Source organism: Yoonia sp. BS5-3, from assembly GCF_038069655.2.
In the GTDB taxonomy this organism is placed as follows: Bacteria; Pseudomonadota; Alphaproteobacteria; order Rhodobacterales; family Rhodobacteraceae; genus Yoonia; species Yoonia phaeophyticola.
In genome coordinates this window covers 3319136-3332053 of the sequence record NZ_CP150951.2, presented here as the reverse complement: position 1 = coordinate 3332053, position 12918 = coordinate 3319136, and the positions used below count along the sequence as shown (strand labels likewise).

At 55.8% G+C, this 12918-nt stretch carries 8 protein-coding genes and 1 pseudogene; 7 read left to right on the top strand and 2 right to left on the bottom strand.

Annotated elements, in window-relative coordinates:
• The 6 genes and pseudogenes from AABB29_RS16850 to AABB29_RS16825 all read left to right on the top strand — a co-directional run bounded on the left by AABB29_RS16850 (position 1) and on the right by AABB29_RS16825 (position 8301).
• The gene (locus tag AABB29_RS16850; RefSeq protein WP_341365810.1) at positions 1 to 1584 is read left to right on the top strand and encodes a DUF1963 domain-containing protein; all 1584 of its coding nucleotides are present in this window, start codon (positions 1 to 3) and stop codon (positions 1582 to 1584) included.
• A 93-nt stretch (positions 1585 to 1677) separates the two neighbouring features.
• Positions 1678 to 2961: an MFS transporter gene (locus AABB29_RS16845; RefSeq protein WP_341365811.1), complete on the top strand. Its 1284-nt coding sequence runs from the start codon at positions 1678 to 1680 to the stop codon at positions 2959 to 2961.
• A gap of 111 nt (positions 2962 to 3072) precedes the next feature.
• Positions 3073 to 3678: a DUF924 family protein gene (locus tag AABB29_RS16840; RefSeq protein ID WP_341365812.1), complete on the top strand. Its 606-nt coding sequence runs from the start codon at positions 3073 to 3075 to the stop codon at positions 3676 to 3678.
• Between the two features lie 54 nt (positions 3679 to 3732).
• Positions 3733 to 5247 carry a diguanylate cyclase gene (locus AABB29_RS16835; protein WP_341365813.1) on the top strand — a complete coding sequence of 505 codons (1515 nt, stop codon included), beginning with the start codon at positions 3733 to 3735 and terminating at the stop codon, positions 5245 to 5247.
• A 79-nt stretch (positions 5248 to 5326) separates the two neighbouring features.
• Positions 5327 to 6720, top strand: a pseudogene (gene lpdA / locus AABB29_RS16830) (dihydrolipoyl dehydrogenase).
• A gap of 528 nt (positions 6721 to 7248) precedes the next feature.
• Complete coding sequence (locus tag AABB29_RS16825) at positions 7249 to 8301, top strand: LysM peptidoglycan-binding domain-containing protein (protein WP_341365814.1); 1053 nt, start codon at positions 7249 to 7251, stop codon at positions 8299 to 8301.
• Positions 8302 to 8357: 56 nt separating this feature from the next.
• Here the strand turns inward: AABB29_RS16825 and AABB29_RS16820 are convergent, their stop codons facing one another.
• Positions 8358 to 8804, bottom strand: coding sequence for a hypothetical protein (locus AABB29_RS16820; protein ID WP_341365815.1), 447 nt, complete (start codon positions 8802 to 8804; stop codon positions 8358 to 8360).
• The gene (locus tag AABB29_RS16815; RefSeq protein ID WP_341365816.1) at positions 8759 to 9745 is read right to left on the bottom strand and encodes a hypothetical protein; all 987 of its coding nucleotides are present in this window, start codon (positions 9743 to 9745) and stop codon (positions 8759 to 8761) included. The genes AABB29_RS16820 and AABB29_RS16815 overlap by 46 nt, the downstream gene beginning before the upstream one ends.
• 285 nt (positions 9746 to 10030) lie before the next feature.
• On the opposite strand from AABB29_RS16815, the gene uvrA reads away from it, so the two are divergent.
• Positions 10031 to 12889 carry an excinuclease ABC subunit UvrA gene (gene uvrA / locus AABB29_RS16810; RefSeq protein WP_373636640.1) on the top strand — a complete coding sequence of 953 codons (2859 nt, stop codon included), beginning with the start codon at positions 10031 to 10033 and terminating at the stop codon, positions 12887 to 12889.
• The last annotated feature ends 29 nt before the right edge of the window (positions 12890 to 12918 follow it).

The window sequence follows — 12918 nt, the reverse complement described above, 5'->3', positions numbered from 1 at the left end:
ATGCCAAAAGACGTCGCACGGGTATTGAAAAGGCTGCGTTGGGGGTTGATCATTGCTGCCCTTGTCGCACTGCTTGTTTTGCGGGTGCCGCAATTGGCCTTGGCATTGGCGATAATGGGGCTTTTGCTGGGGGTCTTGGGACGACAGACGTGGTTTCAGCAGTTTCTGGCGCAGTTGATCGGCTCCAAGGCTGGTGTCCAGCCAACGCCGTCGCCTATTCCAGCACCGGAGGAGACAGTGCTGACGGAGGCCGAGATTGCAGCCCTTCTGGACCAAGAGGCCCAGCCTGCGATCTTCCTCAAACGCCATTGGCCCATTGATCCGGTGTCGGATGCAAATTCCTATCTAGGTGGTCTGCCCAAGTTGCCCGAAGGGATGGCTTGGCCCGAAAATCCGCAGACGGGCTTTGCTCTGCATCATCTGGCGCAGATCGATCTATCCGAGATGCCGCGAATTGACGCTGATCCCAATTTACCGCAGGTGGGCATGTTGTGGTTTTTTGCGGATATCAACGAAGAAATGGACTGGGAGGAGGGGCCGGGGTCACCTGAAAGCTGCGTGCTTTATGCCCCAGTCAGCACCAAGGAATTACCGCCGCGGCCTGCCCCGGAAAACCTGCCGCAGGTGGATCATTGCGCAGACGCCCTTGAGAGTATTTTATGGTCCTTTCGTCCACCACGGATCAAAGTATACCCGCGCTGGCCCGTGACGGGGCGACCGACCCAGTCCTGGCCATTAGACGACGTGCCGGAAGGTCTGGCGCGGCGCAACAATTACATCAACGCCCGTTATGAACACGTCGAGGCTGTGGAAAAGGGCCTCAAAGGGGAGGCCCCGGAGCCTGTCAATGTAAAGGGTGCGATTGTTTCGGTTGAGCGCGTTACCGAAGAAAACGCCGAAGGGCAGCGGGTCGTCAAACGCAACACGCATTACACGCCCGAGGCCTTAGGAGGCCGTTTTCCCTATGTCGCGCGTTTTGCCGATGATGTCTTGGCCTCACTGCATCACAGTGTGGGTGGCCAGCTTGAAAGAGACGAAAGTCATGTGCGTTATCGTGAGAAATCGGGCAAAGGCGTCGATCCCGAGGTGACAGCGCGCCTGCCCATTTTCCAAAAGGCGGTGCAAGAGATTGCGGCACTGCGCGCAGATATTGCGGGCCTGCCTAATGACGCCGCGCTGAGCGCAGCGGATCTGGGCAGGTTCGATGATCTGATCCGCAATTATGCCCGCGATACCCTGAAAGGGGTCAGGGCCGAACAAGTTGTCGCCACAGCGTGGCAAATGTTCTTTCAACGCACACTCAGTGATCCCGATTTGCGCGCCAAAGTGCCATCTCAGATGATGGCCAGCGTTTCGGCGCAATTTGCGCCCTCCAGAGGGGGGACCTCGCATTACCTGATGGGCGCAAAGGGTGTAGGCTCTAACCCGACAGCTGGCCACGGTATACGTCTGGCGCAGTTTGATAGCGACTACGGCGTGGATTTCATGTTCTGCGATTGCGGCATTATCGACTTTTGGATCGATGCGGATGATCTGGCGAAAGGCCGCTGGGACAGGGCCTGGGCCGCAACCGCAGGCGGGTAGGGCGCGAACAGACGCGACCCTGTCGTTTTCATGTGATGAAATCGACATAGAATCATGGGATAGGCCGGTTCTGTTTTTCCGTGGGGGTGCGCGATGTTTCAGGTGCTGACCGGGTCTTGGGCCCTGTTTTTGGGAATGTTCCTATTGATGGTCGGGAACGGCCTGCAAGGGACGCTGCTTGGGCTGCGCGGCGATCAGGAAGGGTTCAGTACCTTCGCCCTGTCCATCGTCATGTCCGCCTATTTTTTGGGCTTTCTGTTCAGCTCGCGTTACACGCCAAGGTTGATCCAGCGGGTGGGGCACGTGCGGGTCTTTGCGGCCCTCGGGTCGATGGTGTCTGCCGTGCTGATCCTTTACCCAGTCCTGGTCGAGCCCTGGGCCTGGACCATCGGCCGCGTCATCATCGGATTTTGCTTTTGCGGCGTCTATATCACCGCCGAAAGCTGGCTGAACGACGCCTCAACCAATGAAACCCGGGGCAAGGCGCTATCGGTCTATCTGATGGTCCAAATGGCGGGGATCGTCTTTGCCCAGTGGATTGTCAGCCGGGGCGATGTGTCAGGCTATGTGCTGTTCATCATCCCCTCGGTGCTGGTGTCCTTGGCCTTTGCGCCGGTTCTTTTGTCGGCCCGTCCCATGCCCGCCTTTGAGACCACCAAGCCCATGAAAATCCGGGACCTCGTCACGGCCTCGCCCTTGTCTTGTTTTTCGATGTTCATGCTGGGGGGGATCTTTGCAGCGCAATTTGGGATGTCGGCGGTCTATGGAAACCGGATCGGGCTCAGCGTTGGGGAGATTTCGTTCTTTGTCTCAACGATCTACGTGGCGGCGTTGGTGCTGCAATATCCGATTGGCTGGCTGTCGGACCGGATGGACCGGCGGAACCTGATCATTTGGGTCGCCGCGCTTGGCGGGGCCGGTTCGATGATCGCCTTCCTTTTGCCCGGCTATTTCGGCCTGATTATTGTCAGCGGCGCGATTGTCGGGGGGATGTCCAACCCGCTTTACGCGCTGATCATCGCCTATGCCAATGACTATCTTGAAAAAGACGATATGGCGGCAGCCTCTGGCGGGCTTTTGTTCATCAATGGGCTGGGTGCGATTGCCGGGCCGCTGATTGTGGGGGTGATGATGGATGTCATCGGGGATAACGGCTATTGGCTGTTCACCGCATCGCTGATGTTTGCCGTCGCGATCTACGGGCTGTACCGGACCACGCAGCGGAGCCGCGATGTCGATGAAAGCGAAATCGTGCCATATGCGCCGGTCTCTGCGGCCTCAACCCCCATCGTCGCCGAGGTGGCACAAGAAGCCTATATCGAAGCCGAAGAAGAAATCATCGAAGCCAATGAGGAGCCAGAGCCAGGCGCCGCCTGATCCTATTGTGTCACAGCGAAACATGATGTGAGCGGACAAAACGCACAGCCTCTTGCCAGGTCAGAATTTCTCTGTTTCGGTTTCCATAAAGGCAAGGTGAGGAGCGATGCCATGGGAACCCCGGATGAGGTATTGGCGTTTTGGCTGGATGAATGCACGCCAGCGGATTGGTACAAATCCGATCCGGTCTTTGACGCCAAAATCAAAGACAAGTTTGGACCAACCTGGAAACAGGCCACGGAAGGTGCCTTGGGGCTTTGGCTGACATACCCGTCAGGCACGCTGGCCTATATCATCCTGACCGATCAGTTCCCCCGAAATATGTTCCGCGATCAAGGGCGCGCCTTTGAAACCGATGATCTGGCGCGGGCGGCCGCCAAGATGGCCATTGAGCGGCATTGGGATATGAAAATCGATGAACCTGCACGCCAGTTCTTTTATCTGCCGCTGATGCATGCTGAAAACCTGTGTGATCAGGACCGGGCCGTGCGTTTGATCCATACGCGGATGCCGCAAAGCGGGGCCGCCAACGCGCCGCATGCCCAGGCGCATCGACAGATCATTCGGGACTTTGGGCGTTTTCCATATCGCAACGCAGCGCTTGGTCGGCGCAGCACCGAGGCCGAGCAGGAATTCCTGGCCTCCGGCGGCTATGGAGGTGTTTTCAAATCGATCCAGAATACGGAAAATTTGAGTGATATCGTAGAGGCCGATTAACGCTATTTTGGGACTTGTCGCACCACATTCCGCGTGTCGGGAAGAGGTTAGACCATGTTACAAGAGCGTTCATTCAAGCGGGATCAGGCCGCTGATGATGGTCCCCAGGGATCGACCTATCAGGGGCTCGCTTCGCAGATTTTGGATACGCTTGAACAGGGCGTGATCGTTTGGTCTGCGGACGCGACCTGCATCACCCATAATGCGCGCAGCCTTCACCTGCTGGAACTCAAACCTGCGCAACTCAGCCTGGGCACGAAACTGGATGATCTGCTGGATTTACTGACGTCGCGGGGCGACGAAATTGATCTCAACCAAGCCGAAATTCAGACGGGGTTTGATGATCAAAGACCCTTCCAATTCGAAATCCGGCTCAAGGCCGGGGGCATGATCTCGGCTCAGGTCAGGCCTGTGCGGGATGGGGGCCATATTGTCGCCTTTACGGATGTGACCGATATGCGTCAGGCGATTTGCGCGCTTGAAGATGCCCGGGCCGAAGCGGCGCGTGCTGAGAAGACCGCGAACGAAGTCCTGACACATGAGCGCGCGCGCAAACGCGAGGTGTCGCTGCTTGCGCAAATGGATGAATGGCTGCAATCGTGTAAGTCGTTGGAAGAGCTTTATGAAATCGTAACCGCCTTTATGCAAAAGATTCTGCCCGGGTCACGTGGGCAACTTTTCATCTATTCGAATTCGCGCGATGTGCTTGAACAGGCCTGCGCGTGGCAGTTTGATACCAAGCAGGACAATGTCACACCCGACAGTTGCTGGGCGTTGCGGCGTGGGCGCAGCTATAGCTATTCGAATGACCAGTTGGGATTTGTCTGTGATCACGTCAAAAGCGCGACGACCGATGGCCCATCGCCGGAAAAATTCACCTGCGTGCCCATTGTGGCCCATGGCGACACGGTTGGCCTGATGCATATCGAATTCTTGCCCGGTGCTGAAAGCGAAGATGTGATCGACCCAATCGAATTTACCATTCGTTGTGGTGAGCATATCTCGATGGCGATTGCGAATGTGAAACTGCGCGATGAGTTGCAAGATCAGTCCACGCGCGATCCGCTGACCGGGCTTTATAATCGGCGTTATTTCCTGGATGCGATGCGGCGGATCATCGGCCAAACGGCGAACCGCCAAGGCAATTTTGCGCTCCTGTCGATCGATGCTGATAAGTTCAAGAATTACAATGACGAACATGGCCACGATGCAGGCGACGCCGTTCTTGAGGCAATTGCGGAAAAGATGTGCGCGCTCGATGCCGAAGGGGCGGTCGCCTGCCGTATTGGTGGGGAAGAATTCTGCATTTTGCTGCCCCTCGCGGATCGATCGCGCGCAACCGAAAGCGCCGAGGAGTTGCGGCAGTCGATCGAGGAAATGCGCGTCAAATATATTGGCGGACCGCTGCCCAAGGTGACTGTCTCTATCGGGATTGCTGTTTATCCAACCCACGGAACCGACCCTAAGGAATTGATAAAGCAAGCGGATTTGGCCCTTTATGCAGCCAAAGATGCAGGAAGGAATTGTTCGCAAGTCGCTGACAGTATGAGCATGATTACATTTGACTAGCTGCTATGCAGTTGGGTTACTGGTGATCCTTCAAAAAATAGTTTAGTGTTCAACTAAATTTGGATTTGGAGGACCAAGCATGGCTGCGCAGAACTTTGACCTGATCGTAATTGGTGCCGGGCCGGGGGGCTATGTTGCTGCCATCCGCGGCGCGCAATTGGGCATGAATGTCGCCGTTGTCGAACGTGAGCATTTGGGTGGTATTTGCCTGAACTGGGGCTGTATCCCGACGAAAGCTTTGTTGCGCTCGTCCGAGGTGTTTCATCTGATGCACCGTGCCAAGGAATTTGGTCTGTCTGCTGACGGGATTGGCTATGATCTGGATGCTGTGGTCAAGCGCTCGCGCGGGGTGGCCAAGCAGATGGAAGGGGGGTGAAACACCTTCTGAAGAAGAACAAAGTCACTGTCATTATGGGCGAAGCCACGCTTCCGGCGAAGGGCAAGGTGTCCGTGAAAACGGACAAAGGCACCGAAGATTTGACCGCTAAGAATGTCGTTCTGGCCACCGGGGCCCGGGCCCGGAACCTGCCGGGGCTTGAGGCGGATGGTGAACGCGTTTGGTCTTACCGTCATGCGCTGGTGCCACCACATCAGCCCAAGAAGTTGCTGGTCATTGGATCGGGCGCAATTGGGATCGAATTTGCGAGCTTTTACAATACGTTGGGTGCGGATACCACCGTGGTGGAAGTCATGGACCGGGTGCTGCCAGTGGAAGACGCTGAAATTTCCGCCTTTGCCAAGAAGCAATTTGTCAAACAGGGCATGAAGATTATGGAGAAATCTGTGGTCAAGCAATTGGACCGTGCCAAGGATAAGGTGACCGCGCATATTGAGACAGGCGGCAAGACCGAAAAAGTGGAATTTGATACTGTTATCAGTGCTGTAGGCATCGTTGGTAATGTTGAGGGGCTGGGGCTGGAAGCCTTGGGCGTCAAGATTGACCGCACCCATGTTGTCACGGATGAATTCTGCCGCACCGGTGTTGAAGGGCTTTATGCGATTGGCGATATCGCGGGCGCCCCGTGGCTTGCGCACAAGGCGAGCCATGAAGGTGTGATGGTCGCTGAGCTGATTGCTGGCAAACATGCCCATCCTGTTAAGCCAGAGAGCATAGCAGGCTGTACCTATTGCCATCCGCAGGTCGCCTCGGTCGGTTACACAGAGGCTAAGGCCAAAGAGCTAGGCTATGATGTGAAGGTTGGCCGTTTTCCCTTTATTGGCAATGGGAAAGCCGTTGCCTTGGGCGAACCAGAGGGCATGGTGAAGACGGTTTTTGATGCCAAGACCGGCGAGCTGTTGGGTGCCCATATGGTCGGTGCCGAGGTGACGGAATTGATCCAAGGCTATGTTGTCGGGCGCCAGCTTGAGACTACGGAAGAGGATCTGATGCAAACGGTCTTCCCGCATCCGACACTGTCCGAAATGATGCATGAGAGCGTGCTGGATGCCTATGGGCAGGCCATCCATTTCTAGGCCTGTGCAACGCATTGTCTTTGCTACGGGCGCTTCGTCATTGAAGCGCCCGTTCTAGTATTAACGCACTGAAAGCGAAGCGTTTTTGACGCTATGTATGGCGTACATATGCCGTACAGAATGCGTATTGCTGCGATCTGGCCCCAGGGCAGCTTAACGCGCCGCGCGGGCGCAACACTTGCCAAAGTGTTAATCCAGCAAAAAGTAACGCCTGATCCGCCGCCGTTACTCTGTGATCGTGATCGGCAAGTTCCGATCACCCGGTGATCCTGGCCGAGAATGCAGCGCAGTTCATGTGTCCGCGGGGCTGTACGGCATGGGCACCGTCCCGGAGACGCGATTTTTCTTTGCCCGGGCCCTTTTGCGACGCATTCCGGACATTTTTTATGATTACCCAAGTTTATGTAGATCGGCACAAGGTCTGTTTTCCCAGTATTTGCTGGAGTGTTGTGTTTGGACGCTTGGTGCTGATTTTGAAGAAGGAAACGTTCGCGCCTTGTGTGCGACACAGGAGAGACGAGACATCTGATGAAAATAAAGGCAACCGTATTCGCGCTTTTGGCAAGCACAGCAGCCGCGCAGGCGCAGCAGGCTTGTGAAATCTACACCGTTCAACCTGGCGACTCGCTGAGTGCGATTGCCCGTGAAGCCTATGGCAGCATTAGCTTTCAGAGCGTTTGGGATGCAAACCGTAGCGTGATTGGCGCTAACCCCAACACGATCAGCGTTGGTATGCAGCTGCGTTTGCCATGCGCCGATGGTAGCCTGCCCGGTGCCTCTGCATCTGTTGTTCAGCCTGCAACGCCCGTCACAAGTGTGTCTAGTGATGGCCCCGTGACCATTCGTCTGGTGACCGGCAGCGATTATCCCCCCTTCACCGATGAAGGCATGGAAGGCGGCGGTATTTACACCCAGCTGGTCCGCGCTGCTATGGACACCATGGAGCCCCAATACGAAACCCAGATCATTTTCGTGAACGATTGGGGCTCACATCTTGAAACATTGCTCCCCGCAATGGCTTTTGACGGTGCTTTCCCATGGCTGCGTCCCAATTGTGAAGACCCGGCGAGCCTGACCGAGAATTCGCAATTTCGCTGTGACAACTTCCTGCACACTGACCCGTTCTATGAGATCGTGACCGGCATCGTGACCCGCCGTGACGACCCATTGGCCACATCTGATGATGCCGCTGATTTTGCCGGCAAAGTTATGTGTTCGCCTGACGGCTATTCTGATGTTGCCCCGACCTCAATGGGCTTGGGCCGTGACGTGATGGAATATGTTTCGCCGGTCAATCCTGACGACTGCTTTACCGCTTTGGTTGCTGGTGAGGTTGACGGTATTTCGCTTGTGACCACCCAGTCTGAGGATATCGCGCAGCGTTTGGGTCTGGCGGATCAAATCGCCATCAACCCGAATATGACCGTATCCAACGTCCTGAACGTCTTTGTGTCAAAGAACAATCCCAACGGTCCTGAGATTGTTGAAGCGTTGAACACGGGCCTGGCCAACATCCGCGAATCTGGTGTTTGGTTCCAGACTGTTCGGACGGGCTTTTCGGCGTATTACACAAACCAGTAAGGTTTGATCGCATTTTGGGGCCCGGCGGCGCATGTGCGGCCGGGCCCTTTTTTATGTCAGACGGGTCCAGCGGGCAGCGTGATCTCGGCTGAGATCACTTCACCATCATAGACCACGACCCGATGATCTGGCCCCCTAAGCGACACGGTGATCGGGGCGTTGCTGCCATATGGCAGAGCATCAAGATAGAAGAACGGCAGTGTCGCCATCCCGATCTTTTCATCCCCCAGATAGATATGCGCGTGCCCTTCGGCTGTGGGCTGATCTGTCCGTCCGCAGAGATCGCTGAAAATCCAGTTCTCCGTTTCGAAATCAAGCCGCCAGCCGGTCTGCGTTGGCGTCGCAGTGACCGAGAGTGCGGGCTTTGGCTGCGTTGTATCAAGTTCGGCGAAAAGCGAGCTGGGCAGGCCAGCATCACGCAGCTGTGTGGGCAGGGTGACGCTGACCCCGGCGATTGCTAGTCCAACGAGCTGCGCAGCAAGGATGGGTGAAAAATACGCCATTGCATTTTCCTTAAGTTCTCGGCTGCAGGCTGGGTCCCGAAGACGACCAGCATGAATGTCAGCGCGTAAAGATTTGCGTGAAACAGAGGCGTTTCACCTAAAATGATCGAGAAAAACGTAAAAGCACCAATTAAGAACAGGCCGATGGGTCGCACCAGATGCCCCATCATCAAAAGCAGCCCCGCAATCAATTCGACCCCCGTCATTACAAGCGCCATCCAGGGCAGCGGGATGCCAAGCTGGTCGAGCTTTCCATGCTGAAGGATCGCGATCAGCAATGTGGGATGGGCCAGCTTTATTGACAGTGACAGGTAGACAAAGGTCGCCCCGGTCATCAGCAGGATCACAGGCCAGATAAAATCGATCCGCCCCCATATCTGCGGTTGTTTCTTACCAAAATGCCAATCCACGCTTAGCGGACCCGCCCCAATCCAGAGGAGTAACAGCGCGGGTGCAAGGAAATGCGCAGCATAGGAATAGATAAAGACAGCGCCAAACAGCTGCCCGCCCGCCAGGGTCAAGACGATCACCATCAGCGCGGCGATCCGGGTCCAAAGGCCAATTGCCAGAAGCCCGGCTGTCACCAGGCAAAAGAAACACAGCATCTCATAGCCGGGCATGTATGAGATCTGCATATCCGGGACCAGGAAGGTTGGTTCTTTCCAGATGGGTGTGCCATGCCGGGGCAGCCCGCCCAAAGCGCCAAGCCCAATCGGGGCGGCAAGGCCCAGCCGCAACAATGGGCCGCCGACCCGCAATCCAAACACTGGCAGATGGGCTGAAAGCTTTTCTTCGACCGGTGCCAATTGATTTTGCATCCAGAGCGCCGCGCTGACCAAAATCATGGCGACCACCGAAGACAGCAGCAGTGTTGTGGAGGACAGGAAAATTTCGGGCACCGGTTCTGCTGCAAGTGCAGCATATTCGCTGGGTGAAAGCACCCATGCTTCATGCGCTGACGCCCCGCCGGCCGTTAGAAAAGGTATTAAAATGAGGGCGTTGTAAGGTCGCATGTTTGAATCGACAGTCTTTCATAGCATGTTCTGCACCTGCATTGTCATGCGAATTGTGGCAGCAAAAAGTCCGGACCTCGTTCCGTTAACAAATAGGCGGTGCATGGCCCATCACACTGTGCTGCATTTAAATGTTTACCGTTTGTTCACATTTTTTCGTTGGAAAAATCCCGCTGACGCAATATGTCCGTTAGCAGGATATTGGGGTGTCATATGGCCGAGTTGAAAAACATCGAAGTGCGCGGCGCGCGCGAGCATAATCTGAAGGGGATTGATGTTGATATTCCCCGCGATCAGCTGGTCGTGATTACCGGATTGTCGGGCTCGGGCAAGTCGTCTTTGGCTTTTGATACCATATATGCTGAGGGCCAGCGCCGCTATGTGGAAAGCCTGTCGGCTTACGCACGTCAGTTCCTCGATATGATGGAGAAGCCTGACGTCGATCATATCAGCGGTCTGTCCCCGGCGATTTCGATTGAGCAGAAGACGACCTCGAAGAACCCGCGGTCTACTGTGGGGACCATTACCGAGATTTATGATTATCTGCGCCTGCTGTTCGCCCGCGCGGGCATCCCGTATTCGCCCGCGACCGGTCTGCCGATTGAGGCCCAGCAAGTGCAGGATATGGTTGATCGTGTCATGGCGCTGGAGGAGGGGACCCGCGGCTATCTGCTGGCCCCGATTATCCGCGACCGCAAGGGCGAGTATCGCAAGGAGTTTCTGGAACTGCGCAAGCAGGGGTTTCAGCGGGTGAAGGTGGATGGCGAATTTTATGAATTGGATGAGCCGCCGACACTGGATAAGAAGTTTCGCCATGACATTGATGTGGTTGTGGATCGGATTGTTGTTCGTGAGGGACTAGAGACCCGGTTGGCGGATAGTTTCCGCACGGCCTTGGATTTAGCCGACGGCATTGCCGTTTTGGAAACCGCCCCGAAAGAGGGTGAGCCTGAGCGTATCACCTTTTCTGAGAATTTCGCCTGCCCGGTGTCCGGCTTTACGATCCCTGAGATTGAACCGCGCCTTTTCTCGTTCAACGCTCCCTTTGGCGCTTGCCCGTCATGCGATGGTCTGGGGGTCGAGCTGTTCTTTGACGAGGCGCTGTGTGTCCCTGATGTGACGTTGAAGGTGGCTGATGGGGCGATTGCACCCTGGCGCAAGGGTAAATCACCGTATTTCCTGCAGACCATTGAGGCGATTGCCAAGCATTACGGGTTTAATAAAAACGCCCGTTGGAAGGATCTGGATCCGAAGATCCAGCAGGTGTTTTTGCGCGGTTCCGGCAAGGAAGAGATCAAGTTTCGCTATGATGAAGGCGGCCGCGTTTATCAGGTGGAGCGTGCTTTTGAAGGCGTGATCCCGAATATGGAGCGGCGCTATCGCGAGACCGACAGCAATTGGATCCGCGAAGAGTTTGAAAACTATCAAAATAATCGCGATTGCGGCAACTGTGGCGGCTATCGTTTGCGCGAAGAGGCTTTGGCCGTGAAAATTGGTGGTTTGCATGTGGGCCAGGTCGTCCAGATGTCCATTAAAGAGGCCTATGATTGGTGTCAGGCTGTGCCGGACCAGCTGACCAAGCAGAAGAATGAGATTGCCACCGCCATCCTGAAAGAAATCCGCGAACGGCTTGGCTTTTTGAATAACGTGGGCCTTGAGTATCTGACCTTGTCCCGCAATTCCGGCACGTTGTCTGGTGGCGAAAGCCAGCGCATCAGATTGGCCAGCCAAATCGGTTCGGGCTTGCAAGGGGTGCTGTATGTGCTTGATGAGCCATCGATTGGCCTGCATCAGCGTGACAATGATCGCCTGCTCACCACCCTGAAAAACCTGCGCGATCAGGGGAATACCGTCATCGTTGTTGAACATGACGAAGAGGCGATCCGCGAGGCGGATTATGTCTTTGATATCGGCCCCGGTGCCGGTGTGCATGGCGGGCAGGTGGTGGCCAAGGGCACCCCAGCCGAGATCATGGCCCATGAAGGTTCGATCACCGGGGAATATCTGGTCGGGACGCGCGAGATCGCGGTGCCTGCGAAGCGCCGCAAGGGCAAGGGCAAAAAGCTGACCGTGGTGAAGGCCACGGGGAATAATTTGCAGAATGTCACTGCGGATTTCCCCTTGGGCAAATTCGTCTGCGTCACGGGCGTGTCGGGTGGTGGTAAATCGACCCTGACGATTGAGACGTTGTTCAAGAACGCCTCGATGAAGCTGAATGGCGCGCGGCAGACGCCGGGGCCTTGTGAGACGATCAAAGGGTTTGAGCATCTCGATAAGGTGATCGATATCGATCAGCGGCCCATTGGCCGGACGCCACGGTCAAATCCCGCGACTTATACTGGGGCCTTCACCCCGATCCGCGAATGGTTTGCCGGGATGCCCGAGGCGAAGGCGCGCGGGTATAAGCCGGGCCGGTTTTCGTTCAATGTGAAGGGTGGCCGTTGTGAGGCCTGTCAGGGTGATGGTGTCATCAAGATCGAAATGCACTTTCTGCCGGATGTCTATGTGACCTGTGAGACCTGCAAGGGCGCGCGCTACAATCGCGAAACGCTTGAGATCAAGTTCAAGGGCAAATCCATCGCTGATGTGCTGGATATGACGATTGAAGACGCGCAAGAATTCTTTAGTGCGGTCCCGTCGATCCGGTCCAAGATGGATGCGCTGATGCGTGTTGGGCTGGGTTATATCAAGGTTGGCCAGCAGGCGACGACCCTGTCGGGCGGTGAGGCGCAGCGGGTGAAGCTGTCAAAAGAACTGGCCAAGCAATCCACGGGCCGAACGCTTTACATTCTGGACGAGCCGACAACGGGTCTGCATTTTGAGGACGTGCGTAAGTTGTTGGAAGTGTTGCATGAATTGGTGGATCAGGGGAACTCGGTCATTGTGATTGAGCATAATCTGGATGTGGTGAAAACCGCCGATCATATCATCGATATTGGCCCCGAGGGCGGCGATGGCGGTGGCAAGATCGTGGCGACGGGCACGCCTGAGAAGGTGGCGGAAGTCGCCGAAAGCCATACAGGGCGCTATCTGAAAGAGATGTTGGGTGCGCGGAAGGTGGCGGCGGAATAGGTTGTCTAAAAGCGGTCATAGGATCGACA